General features: G+C 32.7%; 17 protein-coding genes. 8 read left to right on the forward strand and 9 right to left on the reverse strand.

Annotated elements, in window-relative coordinates:
• Window positions 1–77 precede the first annotated feature (77 nt).
• Window positions 78–1583: a caspase family protein gene (locus tag HGP29_RS15625; protein WP_168883354.1), complete on the reverse strand. Its 1506-nt coding sequence runs from the start codon at window positions 1581–1583 to the stop codon at window positions 78–80.
• A 102-nt stretch (window positions 1584–1685) separates the two neighbouring features.
• Between HGP29_RS15625 and HGP29_RS15630 the strand changes: the two genes are divergently transcribed.
• A complete protein-coding gene (locus HGP29_RS15630; RefSeq protein WP_168883355.1) occupies window positions 1686–2612 on the forward strand; it encodes a DMT family transporter in 927 nt (308 codons plus the stop codon).
• 52 nt (window positions 2613–2664) lie between these two features.
• Here HGP29_RS15630 and HGP29_RS15635 read toward each other — a convergent pair whose 3' ends face one another.
• Together HGP29_RS15635 and HGP29_RS15640 are read right to left on the reverse strand one after the other, a co-directional pair.
• On the reverse strand, window positions 2665–3753 hold the full coding sequence (locus HGP29_RS15635) for a helix-turn-helix transcriptional regulator (protein ID WP_168883356.1): 1089 nt from the start codon (window positions 3751–3753) through the stop codon (window positions 2665–2667).
• Between the two features lie 402 nt (window positions 3754–4155).
• A complete protein-coding gene (locus HGP29_RS15640) occupies window positions 4156–4746 on the reverse strand; it encodes a hypothetical protein (protein WP_168883357.1) in 591 nt (196 codons plus the stop codon).
• A 138-nt stretch (window positions 4747–4884) separates the two neighbouring features.
• Between HGP29_RS15640 and HGP29_RS15645 the strand changes: the two genes are divergently transcribed.
• Window positions 4885–5772 carry a hypothetical protein gene (locus tag HGP29_RS15645; RefSeq protein ID WP_168883358.1) on the forward strand — a complete coding sequence of 296 codons (888 nt, stop codon included), beginning with the start codon at window positions 4885–4887 and terminating at the stop codon, window positions 5770–5772.
• Window positions 5773–5831: 59 nt separating this feature from the next.
• Here the strand turns inward: HGP29_RS15645 and HGP29_RS15650 are convergent, their stop codons facing one another.
• From HGP29_RS15650 to HGP29_RS15665, 4 genes are all read right to left on the reverse strand, one after another.
• Window positions 5832–8357 (reverse strand): TonB-dependent receptor, encoded by a 2526-nt coding sequence (locus tag HGP29_RS15650; protein WP_168883359.1) that lies wholly within the window; start codon window positions 8355–8357, stop codon window positions 5832–5834.
• 248 nt (window positions 8358–8605) lie between these two features.
• Window positions 8606–9814: a BaiN/RdsA family NAD(P)/FAD-dependent oxidoreductase gene (locus tag HGP29_RS15655; protein ID WP_168883360.1), complete on the reverse strand. Its 1209-nt coding sequence runs from the start codon at window positions 9812–9814 to the stop codon at window positions 8606–8608.
• A gap of 72 nt (window positions 9815–9886) precedes the next feature.
• Entirely contained in the window at window positions 9887–12418 is a 2532-nt protein-coding gene (locus HGP29_RS15660) for a YfhO family protein (RefSeq protein ID WP_168883361.1), read from the reverse strand.
• A 13-nt stretch (window positions 12419–12431) separates the two neighbouring features.
• Window positions 12432–13616: a glycosyltransferase gene (locus tag HGP29_RS15665; protein ID WP_168883362.1), complete on the reverse strand. Its 1185-nt coding sequence runs from the start codon at window positions 13614–13616 to the stop codon at window positions 12432–12434.
• 172 nt (window positions 13617–13788) lie between these two features.
• Between HGP29_RS15665 and HGP29_RS15670 the strand changes: the two genes are divergently transcribed.
• Genes HGP29_RS15670 through HGP29_RS15685 form a run of 4 tightly spaced genes read left to right on the forward strand, consistent with a single transcriptional unit; the run spans window position 13789 to window position 17351 of the window.
• Window positions 13789–15075, forward strand: coding sequence for an oligosaccharide flippase family protein (locus tag HGP29_RS15670; protein ID WP_168883363.1), 1287 nt, complete (start codon window positions 13789–13791; stop codon window positions 15073–15075).
• 3 nt (window positions 15076–15078) lie between these two features.
• Window positions 15079–15885: a LicD family protein gene (locus HGP29_RS15675; protein ID WP_168883364.1), complete on the forward strand. Its 807-nt coding sequence runs from the start codon at window positions 15079–15081 to the stop codon at window positions 15883–15885.
• Between the two features lie 12 nt (window positions 15886–15897).
• Window positions 15898–16320: an adenylyltransferase/cytidyltransferase family protein gene (locus tag HGP29_RS15680; protein ID WP_168883365.1), complete on the forward strand. Its 423-nt coding sequence runs from the start codon at window positions 15898–15900 to the stop codon at window positions 16318–16320.
• Entirely contained in the window at window positions 16320–17351 is a 1032-nt protein-coding gene (locus HGP29_RS15685) for an iron-containing alcohol dehydrogenase (RefSeq protein WP_168883366.1), read from the forward strand. The genes HGP29_RS15680 and HGP29_RS15685 overlap by 1 nt, the downstream gene beginning before the upstream one ends.
• Here HGP29_RS15685 and gldG read toward each other — a convergent pair.
• Window positions 17348–19015 carry a gliding motility-associated ABC transporter substrate-binding protein GldG gene (gene gldG / locus HGP29_RS15690; protein ID WP_168883367.1) on the reverse strand — a complete coding sequence of 556 codons (1668 nt, stop codon included), beginning with the start codon at window positions 19013–19015 and terminating at the stop codon, window positions 17348–17350. The genes HGP29_RS15685 and gldG overlap by 4 nt on opposite strands.
• Window positions 19016–19189: 174 nt before the next feature.
• Entirely contained in the window at window positions 19190–21727 is a 2538-nt protein-coding gene (locus HGP29_RS15695) for an FG-GAP repeat protein (protein ID WP_168883368.1), read from the reverse strand.
• A 185-nt stretch (window positions 21728–21912) separates the two neighbouring features.
• Between HGP29_RS15695 and HGP29_RS15700 the strand changes: the two genes are divergently transcribed.
• Together HGP29_RS15700 and hemE are read left to right on the forward strand one after the other, a co-directional pair.
• Window positions 21913–23340: a CCA tRNA nucleotidyltransferase gene (locus HGP29_RS15700; RefSeq protein WP_168883369.1), complete on the forward strand. Its 1428-nt coding sequence runs from the start codon at window positions 21913–21915 to the stop codon at window positions 23338–23340.
• Window positions 23341–23355: 15 nt separating this feature from the next.
• Window positions 23356–24384, forward strand: coding sequence for a uroporphyrinogen decarboxylase (gene hemE, locus HGP29_RS15705; RefSeq protein WP_168883370.1), 1029 nt, complete (start codon window positions 23356–23358; stop codon window positions 24382–24384).
• The last annotated feature ends 144 nt before the right edge of the window (window positions 24385–24528 follow it).

A 24528-nucleotide genomic window follows, 5' to 3' on the forward strand; every position in this document is an offset into this window, starting at 1 on the left:
AATCGATCTATTTTAGTAAGAGTAATTAACTATTCTAAGTTAGAAATTAATCAAGAATTATAAAATAATAATATGCTCTATTCTATTTGTCCAATAGATATTAAAACCTCATTTGCAATTCTCAACCCATTATTTGATGCTTTTTTCAACCAATCGATATAATCGTCAGTTTCCAAGCCTAAAGCAAAAAGGTCATTTTTTCTAGTATATTTTAATTTTGCTAATTCGAATTGACAAAGAGCATCATCATTACCAGCCCCTTCTTTATAGAATTGATATGCTCTTTTTAGTTGCCTGTGTTTTAAACAATACTTACCTGCATAATAAAAACTCAAAGGATCTTCAGAGGCCATAGATGACTTGAACCATTTCTTTACGTCTTCATCTGAGGAATGTCTATAGATATTTTCGGATTGAAGTATTGCCAACATTCCTTCATGAATATTATCCCCATTTTGAATTTCAGTTTTAAATAGGTCTACGGCTTGTTTTGCATATAATTCAATCTGATTATCACTCAAATGATTCACTTGATATTTTTTCTCTATCAACGCAATCCAAAAAGAAGCTTCAGGATGTCCTAACTGACTGGATTCTTGTAGTAAAGATAAAATATGTTGTAGCTTCTTCTTTGGAGCTATACCTGTACTCCACTGGTTCTCTGTTAGGTTCATCAAAACACTTTGATATTCATCTTTAGCTAATGCCAATAGTTCTTCTGAAGAAGCTTTTTTTGACTCTGATTTAAAGACGAACTCTGAAACAGATAAATTATCTCCGAAGTAACCTAAAGTTGGTTTTGAAGATAGCGTTGCAAGTTCATTTTTAATATCTGATGCTGTAACAATACTGTCCTCTTGGTGATTCTCTAATGTGTGAATCAACATCTTTGCAAATGGTGAATGCTCTCCTGGTCTACCATCTGCTACAGGGGTTAATCTTCCAGAACTTAAAACACATCTATTTTTATGTTTTAGTTGGTCTTCTAAGAATTTTGATGCAGAAACATGATGGGTGCTATAACCACTACTCACCTTTCTTAATAACTGATTATTAAATGCACCACCATAACAAACATCTGCAATAATAAGTACCTGCTGAGCGGGTAACTTTTCAGACATCTTACTTACCGTATGAAACGGTAAATGCGTAAGTCTGTTCATATCTGTTTTTTTGCTATGTCTTAAAATCAAATAAGCTTGATTAAAATACACAGAATCATAATCGCCATGTCCTGCAACATATAGCAAGAAACGATCATCTTTTTTTAGTTTATTATGATAAGTCCTTAATGTACTTAATACCTGATTGGAAGACGGATTTTCTAAGTATGTTACTTTAAATCCATATCCTTTATCTAGAACTTCTCCAACACCTTTTGCATCTTTTATTGGGTTGTATAGATTCGGGTAATCATTATAGATATCTGTTCCGATAACGAGAGCATAAGTATTTGATTCTACTTTCGCTTCTCTACCTTCTGTTTTGTTATTTATCACCATACCTCGGTATTGTGATTGTTGAGCAAGAATATTATTAGATACTAGCAAAAACAAAAGAACATTAATAATAATTGTTCTCATGGAATAGTCTTTTTATGAAATAATAGTAAATAGTAAGTATGTTTGCGAAAACCGTGCAATAAATTACAATTATCCATTTCGTTACTTCCATTAACAAATAATATGAACTCAACTAATAAAGGCAAATATTACTTCTTTCTCATCTTCACTACGTTTGTATGGGGAATTAACTTCCATATTAGTCAGGTGGCCTTAAAATACACCTCTCCTATGGTCACAGGTACTTATAGATACTTCTTAGGTGCTATCTGTTTGATTGGTTTCGCTTTTATCAAAAAGCCATCAAAAGAGGATGTATCAAGAGCAATCAGCAACTGGAAATCGATTATATTTTTGGGTGTAATTGGGGCATTTCTATACAATGTTCTTTTTCTTGAAGGAATTAAATCTACTTCTGCATTTAATGGCGTGTTGATTATAGGACTCACTCCTTTAAACACCGCTTTGATATCAATCCCAATGTTGGGAACGAGGTTAAAGAGAAAGGAAATGATTAGTATACTATTTGGTTTTATAGGTATCCTTCTGGTTATATCAAAAGGTGATATCAATACTATAAGATCTTTCTCATTCTCAAAAGGAGATTTATACATCCTTGCTGCCAATATAAGTTTCTCATTTGCTAATGTTTATATCAAGAAATACTTAAATAACATCTCTCCATTGTGGTTAACGAATTTAGTCACAATTGTTGCCTGTATTTGCTTCATGATATATACACTTTCTTTCGAGACTATATCATTCCCTACTACTCAAGAGTATTTGTGGAGTATTCTTTTTATGGGAGTATTATCTACAGCAATAGCAGGAGCATTTTGGATTATTTCTATCAAAGAAATGGGTGCAGAGACCAGTACTTTATTTATGAATTTAGTCCCTGTTTTTGGAACTAGTGCTTCATTTATTTTAGGAGAAGAAATAGTTGGTGCTCAGATATTTGGCGGATTTTTTGTTATCACAGGATTATTAATTAATAGTATTAAGATAAAACGAAAAAAAAGTACTGCACAATCTGTGAGTACTTTTTGACAATAATTATATAGGGCATCACATCCTCAACTTGATGCCCACTTCTACTTAATTATACCTGCTCAATCTGAAATAAGACATTATTGATTTGTCTATTATTTTCTAAATTCATTTTCTTTCTTAATCTCGACTTCGCTACATTAATAGCATTTTCAGTCGTATTTCTGATCTCTCCTATTTCTTTAGAAGTAAGACCTAGTTTCATGTAAGCACATAGTTCTCTTTCATTATTAGTAAGACTTGGAAACTTCTTTAAAAGTCCACTGTAGAAAGACGCACTTACATCTGAGATATTTTCTTGTAAAAGTGTCAGTTTATTATCTGTATCTAACTGTGCTTTTATATCTATTATGACTTTGTTTAATTCTTTTTTCTGATCAGAATTTTGTTTGATTTCCTGAAGAGATTGTAAGATTTTTCTCTTGTTCTTCATTTGAAGTAGAACATTGGCATTCACCTGTTCAAAATCTTTATGAAGCTGACTTAGTTTAGATTTCAACATTTCATTTTCTACAACTAAATCATCATTTGAGAAATTGTCACTATCATTTCTCTGGTGTCCTTGTGTATTAAAAGATACGTTAGATTTCACTTTAATTCTTTTTTCAAATTGTCTTATTGAAGAGAAAATGCTAAATGCGATAATGATAAAAATCGATAATTGAATAAATAACACCTCCCATGATTGAAGTACAACTTGTTGAGATGGATAATATAAACGAACGATTACTAAACCTATACTTGCGATAGTAATTACTGGATAAAACCATTTTGAGATATCTTCTTTCCTTTGTACAATAAGGTGAACAATTGTTGTCAATATCAACAAGCTTTCAATGTTAGAAGACGGCAAAAAAACACTTATCACAGAAGTGATTACTAGCAATACAGATACGTTTAAAAAATTAGAGTACTCAAATTTTCTTTTCTTTATAAAGTACAAGTTTACATGCATAGATAGCATTAAAAAAACCGGCAAAGCCATTAAGTAATCGACCTTAGTAAAATAAAAAAACACGAAACTTAGCCCTACCAACATCTGTAAAATTTGATGGTTATGTCTACTTAGGTTCTCTTTAGAAGAGTAGTCTTTTTGAAGAATATTAGAAGTAGAATCAGTTAATTTCAATGATTGTAACATAGTAATAGAATGAGTGTATTAATTGTAAGAATTGTTCGACGACCTTACAAAGGTGGCTGAAAACGCACTTTTCTACTTACAACTATGTTTCAAATCATTACATTATTGTGTTTTTTCGTCATTTTAGTAGAAATACTAGCCACAAAAAAATGGCTACCCTATAAGGACAGCCATTTTTTTTCATTACTACTCGTATATTATAATCTCGATCAACTATTATCCCTAATAGTTAAAAAATTCTTCTATTCTTTCTATAGTGATAATTCACAATACAAAGAATAACTTTTTAATCATGTAAAATATTCTTCTTAATCCAAAGGTCATTAATTCTTATGTTATCAAAAAGAAACATGGTATTACAAAATATGACTAGTAATGTATTGTAATTGAATTTTGAGCCAATTATCTAATATCTAGTAATGCATCGATTTCTCCTTCCTCCACACTACCCGATTTTAGTAGTTCTTTTCTTAAATCATCTTTAACAATGCGCTCTGCTTCCGATACAGGGTATTTTAAAGACATTGTGATATATGTTAGGTTTCCTTCTTTTCTTTTGATTAAAACAACAGGTGTTGTTCTCCCTAATCTAGAAGATACGTTATTTTGGTAAGTACCAATTACCTCTGTTGCTGAGGTGGCATCTTCAATACCTTCAGCATTTGATAATTTTGTTTGAACTCGTCCTATCACCTCTGATCCTACTTGAGTAGCGATTTCATTTAAGCACAATTGATAAGCTGTTTGTTTAGCTGCAGCAAAAGACTCTGCTTTAGATTCTTGAAGAGAAACAAAAAATTTAGGATTACCCATATCATCAGTAGCTAGTTTAGCGAAGTAAGAGTTCTCTAGTTGTAAATCCATTGGTAAATCTCCAGGGATTTCTGAGTACCCCTCTTTTCTTAATAGCTTAGCCTGTCTTTTTGCTTCTTTAATTGCCTTTCCTTTTAATTCTTTTAAAGTTGCTTTCTTTTCCTTTTTAGTTTGGGCCAAAGTTGACAACTGTAGTGAAACAGTCAATAAAAAGCAGAACAAAAAAAATAATCTTGTTTTGTTGTTCATGTAAAAGTTATTTTCTTGATATATACACTAAATTAGTAAAACAATTAAATAAATAAACATTTCAATACAGTGAAATTATCACCATTCAACATCAAAGCTATATTAAGTTTATCATTATTGATAATACTATTCTCCAACCCCATTTTTGGTCAGAAAATTAAAAAAGTAAAAGCTAAAATAACTGAACCTTTAACCGATAATATCACAGTGGCTGAATTCAAACAGAATTTGCTATTGAAGGCTCAAATACAAGCTTTAGCTGATGAATTCGGTACCAATATAGCAAGTGGGTCCGATCTTAAAATTGATAATAGCGGAACAGATATGATTACTTTAAACTCTTCCCTTGTAAAAGGTGAATGGGTTAAAACAGTACAAGTAAATTACACTTGGTTCCTACAAGAACAAACACCTTATTTGAGTTGTGAAGTAGAAGGCAAAGGAAGGGCAATTACTACTCAGAAAGTACCAATTGAGGTTGAACTTTTATCTTGTAATCAGCAAAGTAATTGCGAAACAAAACAATTTAAAGAAAACCAAAGCTTATATACTACTGTAAATTCTGCACAAGAAGGTTATATAAATATATATATGAGGGAGGAAGATCAGGTTTATCGATTATTTCCCTACTCTTCTACTTCAAATAATGAAGAATTGATCACTAAAATACAATCGGACAAGAAGTACCTTTTCTTTGACAGTAAAAAAGCTTCTGAATTTAATGGCTTGACAAGCAGAGATGTTGATGAACTAAGGTTATCCACCATGGGAAAAGATCGATTATTTAATCGTTTATATATCATTTACAGTAAGACACCAATACAAAAACCAGTATTGACTACCCAGAATGGGATCAAAACAATTTCCCCAGAGAAATTCCAAGAGTGGATAACTGAATCAAAGACGGCAAATACAACCTTCCAAGATCAAATTATTTACTTCTCAATTGAACAATAGCTTCAAAAAGAAAACCCATAGAATATCCATGGGTTTTCAACTATTTGATGTAGGTTAATTTAAAATTTGATTCCTAGCTTAGTGTAAAAGTATGCACCGTTAAATCCCATTTGAACGGCATCGTAATATCCTCCAGACTCAGTAGACAATGGGTCTTGTTTTGATGGATAAACATTAAATATGTTATTCCCTCCTAAAGTCCAGTTTAACTTTTGTGACAAAGCATATGTTACAGCCACATCTGTTGTAACTCTTGGAGCATAATGATCTATATTTCCATCCCAATCCATTAATTCAACTTCTGAATATCTATTCAGTCTGATCATTGATGAGAATTTTTTGTAATTATGATTTACCGAAAAGTTGAATTTACTTTTAGGAGCTGAAGCTAAAAGGAACATTTGCTCTCTTTCACCAAAGTAGATATCTTCTTTACCCTCCAACTTTTCATTGGTATTAATTTCCCCTAACTCCATATGGTTAAAGTTACCTGCTAATGATGTTGTAATGGTATGTAAATCCCAGTTATGAGTATACGCCACTACTACATCTACACCATAAGTTTGTGTGTTTAGTGCATTTGTAAAGAACTGAGCTGCACCTACATTCATTGCTTCCAATTCATCGCCAATATCAGGATCATCAGAAGTGAATGCACCAGTAAGTACAATCCTATCGTCAATTTTCACATAGTATCCATCCACCGTAATTGACAAACCATCTAATGGATTTGCAGTAAAACCAAAACTTGCATTCAACGCTTTTTCTTGTTTCAATTCAGGAATTCCTAATGCTTGTGCCAATTCACTATCGTTGGGAGCAATTACCTTATCAATAGTTACCCCACCTTCTACGTCTGTAAATGTTGAACTGTAATATTTTTGAGCTAATGATGGAGCTCTAAATCCTGTACTAAACGATCCCCTAAAAGCTAAAGCTTTAGACACTTCATATCTTGTCGCAATTTTACCATTAAAAGTGCTTCCAAAATCAGAGTAGTTTTCATAACGGCCTGCTACTGCTACCATCCACTTTTCAGTAATATCAGTCTCAAGATCTAAGTACAGAGCCACATTTGTTCTATGTGCATTAACCACATTTTCAGGTCTAAAACCCGGAAAACCTTGTGAACCACCAGGAATTGAACCATCTTCTGAATAATTAGTATAAGACGCTTCTTCACCAGCACCAATTCCATAAGTATCGATTCTAAATTCTGAACCGAAAGCAACGTTTAATCCATTTAAGAAACCATCGTAAAATTTAGATACATCTACTCCGGTTACATTTTGAGATAGATAATGCTTACCTGCGTAAAAACTTGTTGGTGAATTAATGCCCATCGAAGCATTCAAAGTATTATTTACATTATACTTAAATTCATTATGCCCGAATGTATTGTTTAGATCAATTTTCCAATCGTTCCATTTTGTTTTCACACCTGTACTAATCGAAAAGTCAGTGATATCAGAGATGATATTTGGATCAAATCCATTTGGATAAATTTCTGGAACATTTCTATCGTCATCTGCTTCTCTAGTCCAAGCATATGATTCTCCATGTCTGTAATTATATCCACCAAAAGCATAAACTTCAGTGTTTTCAGAAACAGGAAGGGCCGCATTTACAAATGCTCCATAACCTTCAGCTAATGCATCTCCAATATAATTTCTAAAAGTCTCTTGACCTTCTGGTACTCTATTCGTTCTTCCTCTATATTGATATTGGCCTGTCACATTTACGAAACCTCCGTTATCTCCTAATTTTGTACCATAATTGACATCAACATTTCCGGTCGCTCCGTCTCCTTCAGAAGTTACACCCGTACCAACGTTGACATTTACACCGTCTGTATTTTTCTTCAATACGATATTAATTACACCAGCAATGGCATCAGAACCATATTGTGCAGAGGCTCCATCTCTAAGAATCTCGATTCTTTCGATAGATGACATAGGGATTGCGTTTAAATCTGTTCCCGTATTTCCTCTTCCTCTAGTACCATAAAGGTTAATGAGTGAAGACTGATGTCTTCTCTTTCCATTAATTAAAACCAATGTTTGATCTGGACCCAAACCTCTTAATGTTGCTGGATCGACATGGTCTGCACCATCTGCACCTGATTGTCTATTTGCATTAAAAGAAGGAGCAACGTATTGCAGTAGTTGATTCATATCTAATTGCCCGGTAGCTGCTGTTACCTCTTCAAGGTTAATAACATCAATGGCAACTGGAGTTTCTGTAACAGTTCTATTTTGTGATCTTGAACCAACAATTTCTACTGCTTCTAATTCTGTAGCATCTTCTTCTAAGTTTATCTTAATTAGACTTGTAGTAGCAGATATTTCTTGTGTTTTATAACCAACAAATCGAATCACTAAAGTTGAAGTACTTTCTACTTCAAATTCAAAGTTACCATCGAAATTTGTTGTCGTACCATGTGCTTGATTTCCTTTTTCATAAATCACAACACCTGGCAATGGTTCTCCAGATTGGTCAGATACATTACCATTTACAGTAATATTCTGAGCATATAAGGAGGATTGAATGAATAAAATGGTTAATAAAGTTATAAGATGTTTCATCAATAAAAATTGTACTATTAATATGTAGCTTAGTTTGTTAGTTTAAAGGTGTAGTAATAGTTCTTAGGGTTCCAAGTCTTTTCAAAAAGAGTTACAAAGATTAAATATCATTCACAAAAACATGGAATACAGGAGTATTAATTAAAAAAATAGTGTTCATAATTTAACACTTAAATATTGATGTTAAATTATGAACACTCCTCTTTTATTTACATATAACGTTAAAATATAGTTATAATTGTATTATTCTAAGATTTCATTGAATTTCCAGATATAAATCCAGTCGTCCATGCAGCCTGGAAGTTAAAACCGCCAGTAATACCATCAATATCCATTACTTCTCCTGCAAAGTGCAAGTGACTACATTTTTTACTTTCCATTGTTTTTACATCAATATCACTTAGACTAACTCCTCCACATGTAACAAATTCTTCTTTAAATTTTGTTGTGCCATGGACTGAATAGTTATCAGACAATAATACTTCAACAAGCTTATTCAGCTCTTTTTTACTTAGATCAAGCCAAAGTTTAGTTTCAGGTATCTCAATACGTTCTAAAAGATAATCCCAAAGTCTTTGAGGAAGCTCAAATGGATTTTTATTCTTAATCTGTTTCTTTTTGAGCTCTATTTTCTTTTCCTGTACAAATTCTCTTAATTCTTGATCTGACATTTTGTTATACCAAGAAACCAAAATATCAAATTGATAATTTCGATCTGACAACAATCTTGCCCCCCAAGCAGAGGTTCTCAATATTGCAGGACCACTAAGTCCCCAATGAGTAATTAATAACGGACCTTCTTCTTGAAGTTTCTTTTCTCCTACTACCCTTACTTTAGCATTGTCTACAGATAAACCCATTAATTTTGATAATGGTTTATGATTGATCTTAAAGGTAAATAAGGACGGTACAGGTGATTCAATTTTATGCCCTAACTTTTCTAACCACGAAAAACTCTCTTTTTTAGGTTGACCTCCTATAGTCACAATTACTTTATCAAAGACAATTACTTCGTTATTTATAATTAATTCGATACTGTTTTCTTGAGGAATAACTTTACTCACCTCTGAGTTGTAATGTACTTTCACCTTATTAATGTTGGCCTGTTCCATCAGGCAATCAATAATTGTTTGTGACTCGTTAGTTACTGGAAACATTCTCCCATCAGCCTCTGCTTTTATTTCAACTCCTCTTTCTTTAAACCAGTCCAATGTATGAGTGGCATTAAATTTACCAAATGCTTTTTTCAAGAAACGTTCCCCTCTAGGATAGTTCTTAGATAATTGCACTGGATTAAATGTCTCATTTGTAACGTTACAACGTCCTCCTCCAGATATTTTCACTTTACCTAAAACTTTAGAAGTCTTCTCAAAAAGATGTACTTCATTTCCTTGTTCAGCTGCAGAAATACTTGCAAAAAAGCCTGCTGCACCTCCTCCAATAACTGCAATTTTCATTTTTGTCAATAATAAAAACGAGACTTCTAATCACTTAAAAGTCTCGTTTGTTTGAAATATTTTCTATGGCTACTAATCTTCTTTTTTAGTAGTTACCATTTCTTCCTTGATTGTCATTCCTATAGCCAATACTAATAATAATAAAGTAATATAGCCTGTTAATTTAGAAATGTTTCCGCCCATTACATAAGAATCTGGATCGAAGTCAAATGTAATTGTATGATCACCTGCGGGAATTTGCAAACCTCTTAATACATAATTCGCACATACAATATCAACTTCCTCTCCGTCTATTTTTGCAATCCATCCTGCTGGATAATAAACTTCTGAAAATACTGCAAATCCTCCATCTTTTGAATGTGATTTGTATGATAATCTTCTTTGGTTAAACTTATCTAGTTTCACAAAGTCACCGGCTGACTTTGAAGTAGCAAGATCAGCATTAGGAAACTTATTTATATCAACTACTGCTTGGAAACTTGGATCTATCTGACCCACTGCCTCGATTTCATCATCAGGAGAATTTACTTTTTCTACTCTATCTACAAACCATGCATTACCTAAAGCATTAGGGTTTTGGTAAACATCATTAGACGTATTACCTAAAATGGCATACTTCATATTCAGCATGTTTAGTGCTGGAGTAGCTTTTACAGTAAGAGTATCACCTTTTTGAATTGCTCCTGCTAAAACTTGCATTTCCTTTGGCAATTCCCTTTCAATAAGATCTTGATAACGTCTAAGCTTAGCGGCAAAATAACCACCTATCGATTTATGGAAATAGGATGTATTTGCCTCATTAAATACGTTAGCTGTTAGATTCAACACTCTGTAGTTTGGATCTTTATCTTTTAAGATAAACTTATCAGCTCCTGTAGCAATATTTGTTTCCTTATTACTAGTTGATTTAAAAGATGCATCATTAATATATCTCTTTGCAACACCCCAAACATCTCCAATAGTTAATAAACCAACTACTAATATCGTTGGAATCATCCCTACTTTCTTCTTTACATTTGCAAATAATATAGCTAAAACTCCAATAACAAAGAATATAGATCTAACAATATCTTTTCTCATTAAAGCCACTCTTTCATCATCCAATGCATTTGTGAACTGTCTCACCATGTTTGCATCATTTAAGCCAAACATTTGTTGGAAAATCTGAGCATCTCTAGCTCCACTAACATCCATCATTCCAGCTCCTACATACATAAGTAGCAATAAACCTAATGTAGCTCCACTTGCCTGATAAAAAGTTTTCTGTGTTTTTTCATCCCATCCAACTTTAATCAATTTGTCCAAACCTAGTGCTGCTCCCATTGCCATAATGACACAGGTAACGCCTAATGACATCGCAGGAGTTCTAAATTTGTTCATCCCTGGAAGGATATCGAATAAAGTGTAATTAAACCATTGCAAATGTTTACCCCAAGAGAACATGGCAGTAATAAGTACACCACCAATCAACCAATTACGTTCTCTTTTATCGAGAATAAATAATGCAAAGATGAACAAGAATGTAAGTACAGCACCCTGATAAATTGGTCCTCCTGTAAATGGTTGTTCACCAAAGTACAATGGCAATTTAAAGTTGGGATTACTAACAATATTTTGTGCTTGTTGTTTACCCGCTACTTTCTCTAATTGTTTCGCTAAAGGCCCATCTTTGGAAACATTTTCTTGACTACTTCCTCCATAGAAATTAGGAGCAATTAATGTCAATGATTCCATTTTACCTTCACTCCAACTAAAGGCGTAATCTTTATCTAAACCTTCTTGAGTATGATTATTTTCTTGACCAGGTAACGCTTGTAATTCTTTCTTACCACGAATAGAAAATTCTGAATATTCTTTTGTTGTCCAAACTTTCCACAATTGAGTAGAAGCTCCTAAACCAGCAGCAAGAATACCTAATGGAATCACTCTCGTAAGGAAGATGTTTAGTTCTCCATTTTTATATGAATTATATAACTCAGACAACCCATAAATTAAACAAACGAAAATTAAATAATAGGTAATCTGATAATGGGCTGCTCTTAATTCTATTGCGACAGAAGTCGATAAAACAGCCACACCCAATAACCATCTTTTATCAAACAATAATTTCATACCTCCTAAAACAGTTGCTGCATAACCGATAGCCCATAGCTTTGTCATATGCCCTGCCTCTAAAGAGGTGATATAAAATGTATTAAATGAGAAAGTAATTGCTATTATAGCACTTACCCATGGATTCACTCTAAAGCATAATAATGCTACCCATAAACTAGACATCAATAGAAATAATGTCATTGGGTTTTCATGTGAGTGAGGCATGAATCCTAAAGACATGGAATATAATACTTCTGTAGGGTCTCCATCTAATGCTGAAAAAAGTAATTCAGGCATACCTGAGAACATGGCAGTATTCCATAATGGTCTCTCACCAGTTCTTTTATACTCTTCTCCTGATGCATGTGACATTCCTGAGAAGTGCATTAAATCACCTTGGTTTAAGTGTTTTCCATCAAAAAATTCTGGAGAAAAATAAAGGATAGATACTAGATAGAAAATTGGTATAACTAATAACCAACTGTATTTTTTGAAATTGCTGTTTTGCATATTATATAAAGTTCTACTGCTGTAGTTTATGTTCTAGTAATGTAAAAAATCTTTTTGCGGTTTCTTTAGTATTGAATTCTTTCAATACATTGGATCTAATTTTCATCCTATCAAATTCTATTGGAACTTTCATCCAATCTTCAATACCTTTTTGTAATGTATCACTTGATGGACTTCCTAATAAGTATCCATTTTCATTATTAACCATTTCTGTAATTCCTCCTATAGAGAAAGCCATAACCGGAGTACCACAAGAATGACTTTCAAGAATAACATTTGGTAAATTATCTTCTCTACTAGGCATAATATAAAGGTCTGCACTATTATAGGCTAAACACATTTTTTGAGGATCATAAATGCGTCCCAATTTATAAAAGTTTTCTGACTTGAATAAATCATTATCCACCTCACCTACAATAACTACATTAACATCATCAATATTTTTGATATTTTTAATAGCATCCAAGAGTATCTGTCCTCCTTTCCTTCTATTTTTAATACTTTCACTAACAAAAAGTAAGACTTTTTTATCATTTGGAATCCCCAACTCTCGTCTTGCTTCTTCTCTTGAAATAATATCAAAAGTATCACTATCGATAACATTTCGTATATGATGATGTTCAAACTGCCCCAATAAATCACTCTTCTTGGATAGATCCACTAACCACTGAGATGGAGCAGTGACTGTTATCAAACTTTTTGAATCGTCATATGCTTTTTTCTTAGCGGCTTTATACCGCATATCTAAAGGATGAAGGTGTGGAAAATATTCTTCATCTTCTGCATAATGATATCCTCCTTTAAAGTAATTCATATCATGCATATAAATAACAATAGGTTTATTTACTTCTTTAAAAAAGGATGGTATATCTAAAAACAGACTCACCCAATGCAAGACAATGATATCTGCTTTTGCAACTTCAGGGTGATGGTGGATTGGGTATAATGAAAATGGACTAGAGAACGTTTCAATATCCTTCTCTTCTTTTATGTAAGGAAATGCCTTCCACTTTTGCCATAACTTTGTGATTTTTCGAAAAAACACACTCTCGCCTGAGCTTACTATTCCATCTTGCTTAAACTCATCTCGTACTAAGACTTTAGAGTCTACACCAAGATCTTGAAGGGCTTTGCTCATTCTTATGGCTGCATACGCAGCTCCTCCATGAGGATATGTGTTTATATGAAGAACTTTCATTTCAAAAAATTTCTACAAAGATGATAGTTTTAGCCAAAAATTCACCAATAGATGTCTTCAAAAAATGATATTAATATAAATATTCAACCTTATCGATTTATTCCTTTTTATATTCAATACTTTAATTGTTCCTTTGTGATCACAATAAATTTAATAGAGTTTTCAATAGTTAATGAGTCAATACACAAGGAAGAATGTCTTAAGTAATATCTTCTGGATATTTTTTGATAAAGCATTCATTCTTTTATTAAAGTTTTTAGTAGGTGTAAAAATAGCCAACCATTATGGTGCTGATACTTTTGGGCATTATCAATATATTGCTTCGATTGTTGGCTTTTCTCCCTTACTTTATGAGATCATCAATGAAAGAATAGTCCAAAAATTCTTTTCAAGTAATTCCGAATCACATCAGACAATTATTAATAGCGTTACCATTGGTAGATTTATTTTATCAAGTATCGCCTTAATTGCTGCATTTATATACTGTTGGATCTTAAAGTCAGAAACTGAAACCATATGGATTTTCTTTTGGTTGATTATCAATAATACTTTTATCAACCTATTCTTTGGTATACAAAGTTTCTATGAAAATCGTCTGAAGGCTAGAAAAATTGTGGTTCCAGTGAATATCACAAAAGCATTAGCATATGGTGTCATTAATTATCTAATCACATTGGATGTTCCTATAGTATACATTCCATTTATGCATGCTGTTGGTAGTATTCTTTCCTTCCTCATTATTCTTGTGATTTATGTAAAAGAGTTTCCTATTCAATTCAATCTTAAATTCCCTCTTTTAAGAGATATTATTCATGAAAGTAAATTCCTATGGATCAGTACTACTGCCTTTGTTATCTTCAGTCAGATGGACAAAGTGATGCTTGGATCTCTAATTGATGATGCAAGTGTTGGTGTATATTCGATAGCGTTACTACTTTCTACAGTTACTCAAATGTTGCTGACCCCTATCAGGAATACAGCTTTTCCAATGCTATTAAATTATAAGGAGGATAAGGAAAACTTTAAAAGAGCTTATTTAAAATTCAGTAGGCAAACTGTTGCGGTTTACTTAATATTAATTCCTAGCAGTGTCCTTGTATTAAAGTATACATTCCATTTATTCTTTGTTAGTGAGTATAATGACTGTCTTGAAGTATATAATTTACTCCTAATCATTATCTTCATTCAGGCGGTTTGTAATTTACAGACTTCATATCTTACGATATATGAAAAGACAAAGTATCTTCTTTATAAGAATGTAATCGGAATGATCATTAATATTATCCTTAACTTCATTCTTATTAAGAATATTGGAATTTATGGAGCTGCAATTGCGACAGGTGTTACGCAATTCGCAACATATTATGTATTAAATTTCTTCTATGAAGATACCCGTATTTTGAATAAGTGGGTATTACAATCTTTTCAGATTTGGAAACTCGTTAAAAGTAATAACTAACGAATGGAACAAGGTAAATTAAGAAAATTACAAAATATACAAGTTGAAATTACTTTAGCTTTTGATGCTTTCTGTAAGCAACATCAGCTTGAGTATTTTATTATTGGAGGTACATTATTAGGTGCTGTTAGGCATAAAGGTTTTATCCCTTGGGATGATGATATTGATGTAGGGATGACTAGAGAACACTATGACAAATTCATCAAGCTCTACCTTCAAAATCCAATAGACGGTTTATTCTTACATACAACAGAGAATGACGCTCAGTATTACCTTCCATTTGTGAAATTAAAAAAGGATGGTACTGAATATATAGATGAAGACACTAAAAATGTAGATACCCATAAAGGTATTTTCTTGGATATTTTCCCTTTTGATGATGTTAAAGATCCTGATAGTTTTGTTTGTCGACAACAAGCCAAGCTTGTTAACCAACTAACTTATACTCTCAGTAAGAAACGAGGAACTAAAGTATACCCTTCCAAAAGTAAGTTTCAAAAAATCTTTGATTTCGTATTTAGCTTCTATAACATCAAAGGATTAGTAAAGCTCCAGAAGAAAATAATGACCTTCAATAACAACAAAGGTTACAACTATTTTATCAACTTCAGCAGTCCTTATTATTACAAAAAGGAGCTATTTCCAAAAGAGAAATATTATCCTATAAAAAAATATGAGTTTGAAGACACTCAATTTGAAGGTCCTGCAGATTATGATTATGTATTGAGTCATGTTTTTGGAGACTATATGCAATTACCTCCGGAAGACAAAAGAATGACTCATGCTATCGATGTAAAATTTAACGACTAATCAAACAAATAGATGACAAAGAAAAATATATACGTTGTAGGTGTTTTCGACTTATTTCACCGTGGACACCTAGAATTATTGAAGAAATCTAAAGCATTAGGTACTCATCTGATCGTCGCTTTAAATGGTGATGACATGACAGCTCAATATAAAAGAAAACCTTTTGTCAGTGAAGAAGACCGCCTTGCAATTATTGAATCTTTAGAGTGTGTAGACCAAGCATTTATTATTAATCAGTTCGACAATAAAGATGTTTTAATTGAATATGATATTGATGTTGTTGTTCATGGAGATGATTGGGATGTTGAAGGTTATATGGAGCAAATTAGAGTTGATCAAGAATTTTTGGATAAGAATAAAATAGAATTAGCGTTCTTACCTTATACACAAGGAATCAGCACTTCTGAATTAATTAAGACCATTAAGAACTCATAATGTTTTACAAACACATACCTATTCCAGTTATTTTAGAAATTGGGAATCAACTTGTTGAAAAAATTCCACAAATATTAAAAGACAAGTCCTTCTACTTCCCAAAGATTGTTGTTTTTACATCCTCTTTTCTAGGAAATAGGTATGCTGATGTTTTAGAGAAAATTGGTGCTTTAAAAACTATTCATGTTAATGAAGCATCAATTTTAGAAGTTGAAAGAATAATTCTTGAAAATGATTTCAGCGCTGATGAACTGTTCATTGGTTTTGGAGGAGGATCAGTTATTGACGTTGTCAAATTAATTTCTCATAAAACTAATAATGCCTATTTGAGTGTTCCTTCTACCTTATCAAATGATGGATTATACTCACCTATTTCTAGGCTAATTAATAAGTCTGGTAAAAAAGAAAGTTATGGCGTGACACCTCCATTAGGTATAATAGCAGACATCAATATCATTAAAAAAAGCCCTAAAGTTAATATCTTATCAGGGGTTGGTGACTTAGTATCCAATCTAAATGCATTAAAAGATTGGGAGTTATCTAATCAGGTAACAAATGAGAAAATTGACAATTTTGCTGTTTCATTATCTTTATTAAGTGCCAATTCAATCCTCGAATACGCAGAAGAAGACCTGAAAAATGATGAATTTCTGATTACATTGGCCAATGGGTTAGTTATTTCAGGCCTCGCTATGGTTATTTCTGGTAATTCAAGACCTGCAAGTGGTGCAGAACATTTAATAAGTCATGCTATAGATGAACTATACCCTGAGGATTCAACATTACATGGATTACAAGTAGCTTTTGGGCAAATTCTTATTGAGCAGGTATTTTTAGGTTCTTCAACTTCCAAAGTACAAGAGTTCTATAAAAACATTGGTTTAACAAAAATACTTCAAGCCAACATCAATTTTTCTGATGAGCAACTAGAGAATATCCTACTACTATCAAGTCAAATAAGAAAAAATAGATATACTGTACTGGACAATATATCTATTAGTAATATAAGCTTGAAATCATTTAAACTTTAGATTTCATATTTACGTTTCCTCAAATAAATAAAAATACCTCCAAATAATACTGTTAACAATACTGGAATTCCAACGTTTATCCATTGCCACATGGCCTTCTCCTCTCTAATTTTGAAATTATCTAAAGGTCTTAAGGTCACTTTTTTATTTCTTGCCATTATCAATCCATCTTGATCTGTTAGGTAATTCATACTATTCATCAAGAATTCTAAATTAGAAAGTGATTGCCCTCTATGTCTATCAAATTCTATTGATTCTAGTTGCTTATTAATTGGATTGATTTCATTTTTTGCGATATCACCATCACCTACTATAATTACTTTTGTTGGTTTTGTGGATGATTTAATCAATGATTTTTTATCAATACCCTTTGGTGGGAATCTATTCGCATAAAGAGATTTAAATGTCCCTTCCAATAAATAGGCGATTGGAATATTCGGTTGATTAAATAATTCTTTTTTGTTTACTTCTTTTATCTCATCCAATGATACGATATTAGGCATTGCCCTCTTCCTAGAATAGTTTGAAGTAAATATCAAAGGCTCTTTCTTGATTCCAATGGATTTAACTGTGTCTAAAGAAGTAATAAAGCGACCATAAACAACATCCATATTCCTTACGATTGGATGTTCTGAAAATGTATTCAGATATATATTATAAGGCCAAGGTAGTTTCTTAATATTCGCTTTATCACCAAAATTCCCTGCCACAATTTCTATAAGACCGACTTGTTGATCTTGTATTAAATCAATATTAGGCCTTACTCCTAATCTGAACAATAAGTCTTCAATATTTAGATCATATCCAAAAGCATAAGTTCCACCCAATGGAATAGAATCCTTATTCATTTGTACTTTATCCAATAAGAAAAGAGCATTTCCTCCATCAACTAAATATTGATCAATAAAATACTTTTCTTTATTAGAGAACTTTGTTTTTGGTTGAGCAACCACTAATGCATCAAAGTTTTTGATGGTTGAAAGATCAGTTACCCAATTGACAATATATTTATTCTCAAGAGCCTCTGTGAACTCTTTCATCTCACTTGGAAATAATTCCTGATGACCTTGAACAATACCCACCCTTTTTGATTTTGCTTCTACTAATTCTTGAATAACAGAAGCTAATTCATATTCAACACCTTCTATCGATTGATTGATCTGCTCTTGAGCTGATTTTGCTTTATTACCTTTTAATAGTAAAATCCCTTTTTGTTTACCCTTATAGGATATTAAAGCACCGGGGTAAATTAATCTTTGTGTCTGCTCGCCATTCGGTCCAACATCAAATAAAGTAGTCTGAGGAATACCTTTTTTTATTAATGAATTTTGAAATTGCTGCTTTTGTCTAGTATCTGCAAAATCATTTGGATCAATGAACCTGAAATCTAATTGCCCATTTGATTGTACTTTAAATTCCTCTAGAGTTTCTAGAATAGCTAATTTCAGATGTTCAAACTCAGCGTTCAATGGGCCATCTAAATACACATCAATACTTACCTGATCAGGAAGATTTTCTAATAAACGTTCTGTTGCAGGATTAATTGTGAATCGTTTTTCTTCTGTTAAATCCCATCTAAAAAAGACTTTATCAGAATGTATGTTTAAGAAAATAAACAAAAAAAGTATCGCTGAAAAAGTCAAGAGATCTTCCCACTTACGCATATATTGTTGGAATGTTTGTCGAATTTAAATTGAACTTGCAAAATGCGGTGTTTTCGATAAAAAATCAATAAAGTTTACATTTAAATCTAGAACATTTTACTATACCTCTAAATAGAAAAGCAAGGGCAATTATAATAACAACAAATACCCTTGCTTTTAAGTCTTCTACAAGTTTTAGTTCAATACTTTGAAAGTATGGACAGCCTCTAACACATCACTCGAAAGAACGATATATAAAAGCCCCTTTTCAAGACCTTCTAATGATATGTCATTATTTGAAGGAGTAATTTCTCCACTATGAAGTTTACTTCCTTTTCCGTTATAGATGTGGTATTGAAATACACCTTCTGACAGTCCTTTAACCATTACTGTATTTTCATTACGTAATATCGGGTCTGTATTTAATATCTCAATTTTGTTCAAATTCGTAATGGCATTTGATAAAACCATTAAATTCGGGTAACCATAGAGGAAGTAAAACTGATCAGGATTATCTTCTGCTAAAACTACGAAGTGACTTTCATGAAAACGCACGGCAGTACCAAATCTAATTTCACTCTCAATCTCTTCTGGAATAAAAGTTTCTTTCCATTCAGCACTCATGGAATCATTATCTAATAAAAATAAGTGGGTTGAACCATGAACATCAGCTCGAAATGCACCAACAAGTAATGTATCACCTTTTACTTGAACATCTGACCCAAAACTTTCACCATTATTTCCTGTAGGGTTTGATACAACGTAGCCTTTTAAATCTGAGCTCCATAATTCTTTATCTGGTCGATGATAAATAACAACTTCACCATCTATATTATCTGTTTTATAATCAGTTACAGCAATCATGTCATCATTTAAATCCAAATGAATACCAAACTGATGACCTCGATTATTAGGATGCTGTAATTCTACACTTGGAGTTTCAACTTCATCAATAAAACCATTTGAAGGAAGGTTATAAACATAAGCCGTTCCTTTCCAATTATCTTTACCTAAAGCCCCTACTAATATTGCATCTTTAGAAATTCTTATTTGATGTGAAAAATACTCATTTGTCTTAGGGTTAGGAGATTTTAGAGTTGTTATATTCACGCCTTCCGACCAAGACTCTTTAAGCCTTTCAATATAAAACCCTCTTCCTTCATAATGATTCTGTCTATAAGCTCCTACTACTGCTCTTCCATTTAATATATCTACTGAGAATCCAAAGTAACCATCCCCAAGTGGATTAGTTATTTGATAAGATTCCGTCATATCTGACCAACCTTCTGCTGGCTTTTCATATATATAAACCTTATCTGTTTCTGGAGAACCTACTATTATTTCATCACCGGAAATCGCTACAGCAAAACCAAACATATCATCATCTACACCATCTGATGAACTTAACTGTGCGACTTCTTCCCATTCACCATTTTGGAATTCATATACAAAGGCACTACCTGGGATATTATTCTCTCCTTCATAAGTTCCTAAAACCATTACGTCCCCATCTACGTCTAAATGGCGAGATTTGGTATATAGCGAAATATTAGACTCCTTTTCTTTAAACAGGTAGACTTTTTGTCTAGGGTTGTACATCGAATTAATAGCAACATATTCACCTAAAATTTTTACCGCTGAGCCAAAGAAATCATTTGATGCTCCTTCTTCGAGTTGATAAGAGTTCATTAAAGTGACGCCAGTATTCTTCTCATTATCAAATCCGTATAAATAGACTTTTCCTTTTCCTAAATGTTGTGATCCTCCAATTAATAATTTATCTGAAGTAATATCTAAATCAGAACCGAAATGAGAACCATTAACTATTTCTTCATTAGTAATAAAATAGCTCTCAGTAGCATCTTCCCATCCTTGATTTGGCTTATTAAATACAACTACTCTTCCTGCATTATTACGTCCATAATCAGTAGCAACAATAGTATTACCATTAATAGCTACATGCATACCTAATTGATAAGAGCTATTTGAAGTTGTCAAAGTAGCTGTGGGAAGTATCTTTTCATCTTTTTCTATTTTAGAAAATAACCCATCATAAACTCGTACTGCTCCTGTCCAATTATTATTACCTATATTTCCCACAACAAGTGTTTCGCCATGTAGTCTTACCTCATGTCCAAAATATTGATTACCACCTTCAACTGGAGCTGAAATATTTTTATAGAAGTAGTTATTATCACTCCATTTCTCTCCGAATGATTTTTTATATACTGTTACTGCTCCTTCATAGCTATCTAACCTATATGCTCCAACTGAAAGTAAATTGTCTTTGAGTGATAATGAAAAACCAAACCAACCATTTGATAAAAAAGGAGTATCTATTTTGTGTGTTTCGGTCATATTAACCCAACCCCCATCAGGTTTTTCGAATACATAAACAGCATCCGATTTAGGTGCTCCAACAACTATTACATCATCTGAAATATCTACGGCAAAACCAAAATGGGTATTATTTGCGGTTTCATCACTTTCTGTAGTAAGTTTTGCCAGTTGAACTAGTTCTCCATTTTCTAAACGATGAACAAATACGGCTCCTTTTAATTGACTTGATGCATATGCACCAACAATTACAATATCACCAGAAGACTCCATGTATCTAACTTCATCATAGTCAGTTAATTTTTCACCGACATCAAGAGCAAAGACTGGAATACATAGTATACAAGAAATTAATATTGCGGATAAGCAAGAGCAGGTAAGCTTTAGTGAAGTCATTTTTAATTTTAGTTCTTTATTACAATAGTTTCTCCAAAACTATCTAAATAGTTTTTCATATACAATCCTTTCTCCAAGTATATAATTATACATCGAATTTGATAAATTAAGCTCTATTCACGTCAATTGTTTATGAAATAATGTACTTTTGCAAATTCAAATAGAATACAGAAAAATTTACAATAGTGAATTTTAAAGATACTTTAGATAAAAATCCAATTTTTGGAATTGTTGCTAAAAGTGCAAAAGCGGTAGGCTTCGATACTTATTTGGTCGGAGGCTTTGTGCGTGACTTACTTTTAGAACGTCCTTCCAAAGATATTGATATAGTTTGTGTAGGCAGTGGTATAGTCTTAGCTGAGGATGTTGCAAAAAGAGGTGGTAACCTTCCTTGTAATACTTTTAAGAGCTTCGGTACTGCAATGGTAAAATTTGACGAGTATGAAGTCGAATTTGTAGGAGCAAGAAAAGAATCTTATAGAAGAGAATCTCGTAAGCCTATCGTAGAAGATGGTACACTTGAAGACGATCAGAATAGAAGAGACTTTACAATCAATGCACTTGCTATTTCATTAAATGAGGATAATTACGGTGATCTTGTAGATCCTTTCGGTGGCATAGATGATCTGAAAAAGAAGAACATAATTACACCACTTGAGCCGAATATCACATTCTCTGATGATCCATTAAGAATGATGAGAGCCATTAGATTTGCTTCTCAACTTACCTTTGATATCGATCCAGACACTTTTGATGCGATTACTGAAAATAAAGAACGCATCGAAATTGTCTCTAAAGAGCGTATCATGGATGAACTTAATAAAATCATCCTTTCTCCACTTCCTTCTTATGGCTTTAAATTGCTATTTACTTCAGGGTTATTAAAACTAATTTTCCCTGAAATGCAGAACCTTTATGGCGTTGAGCGTAGAGATGGTAAAGGCCATAAGGATAATTTCTACCATACTTTAAAGGTACTTGACAATGTAGCTGAAAAATCAGATGATTTGTGGCTCCGTTGGGCTGCAATATTACATGACATTGCAAAACCTCCTACCAAAAGATTTAATAGCAAAGTAGGTTGGACGTTTCATGGACATGAAGACAAAGGAGCGAGAATGGTTCCTGGTATATTCAAAAGAATGAAACTTCCATTGAATGATAAGATGAAGTTTGTACAAAAACTTGTGAAGCTTCACCTAAGACCTATTGCATTAGTAAAGAAAGAAGTAACAGATTCAGCGGTAAGAAGATTACTTTTTGAAGCTGGCGATGATATTGATGCTTTAATGTTACTTTGCCGAGCGGATATTACCTCTAAAGATGGTAACAAAGTAAAACGCTATTTATCTAATTTTGATTATGTTGAAACAAGATTGGAAGCAGTAGAGGAAAGTGATAAAGTGAGAAACTTCCAACCTGTTATTACTGGAGAGTTAATCATGAATACATTCGAGATCAAGCCTTCCAAAGAAGTTGGACAGATAAAAGCAATTGTAAGAGAAGCTATCCTTGATGGCAAAATCAAAAATACTATGGAAGAAGCACTTCCATTTATGATTCAATCAGGAATTGAACTAGGGCTTACTCCCATTAAAGACAACAAAGAATAAACTAAGTCTATATATATGAACGATTTAATTCTTCGCGCCGCAAGAGGTGAAAAAACAGAAAGAACTCCTGTATGGTTAATGCGCCAAGCGGGTAGAATTTTACCAGAATATAGAGCTGTAAGAGCCAGCGTATCTGGATTTGTTGAGTTATGTCAAACTCCTGAATTAGCATGTGAAGTAACAATTCAACCTGTTGATTTATTAGGTGTTGACGCTGCTATTATTTTTTCAGATATCTTAGTGATTCCAGAAGCAATGGGACTTCCATATGAAATGGTGGAAAAAAGAGGTCCATTCTTCCCTACTACAATCCAAACAGAAAGTGACTTAAATAAAATTAGAGTGGCTGATGTGGAATCTGACTTAGGATATGTATTAGATGCGATCAAATTAACAAAGAAAGAATTAAATGACCGCGTTCCATTAATCGGTTTTGCGGGTGCTCCATTTACTATCTTCTGTTATATGATCGAAGGTCAAGGTTCTAAGACTTTCTCGAAAGCAAAGAAAATGTTCTATACACAACCTGAGTTCTCTCATAAGTTGTTACAGATGATTACAGATTCTACTATTGCATATTTAAAGGCTCAAATTGCAGCTGGTGCAGATATGATTCAAATCTTCGATTCTTGGGCGGGTATTCTTTCTCCTGCACAATATGAAGTATTTGCAATGCCATATATCAACCAAATCTGTGATGCAATCACTGAAGTACCAAAAACAGTATTTGCTAAAGGTGCGTACTTTGCTCGTGAAGCAATTGGTAAGTCAAATTGTAATACAATGGGTCTTGATTGGAACATGGATGTAGCCGAATCAAGAGCTCTTGCTAACGGTAAAGTACTACAAGGTAATTTAGACCCTTGTGCTTTATACGGTTCAGATAAAGATATTGAGGCTGCCACAAAAGCCATGTTAGATCAGTTTGGCCCTGATAAACATATCGCTAATTTAGGTCATGGAGTTTACCCTGACATCAACCCTGAAAAGGTTAAAGTGTTTATCAATACTGTAAAAGAATATTCTGAAAAAATGAGAGGATAGAAACCTCAATATTTATTCAGTAATTCATATTATAAATCCTTATGTAGTTGAGTAACAATCAATACATAAGGATTTTTTTGTTTAATTATAAAACATATACATTAAGCTTAAAAATACACAAAAACATCATTTTGCGTTTTTTTT

This window comes from Flammeovirga agarivorans (assembly GCF_012641475.1).
Taxonomy (GTDB): Bacteria; Bacteroidota; Bacteroidia; order Cytophagales; family Flammeovirgaceae; genus Flammeovirga; species Flammeovirga agarivorans.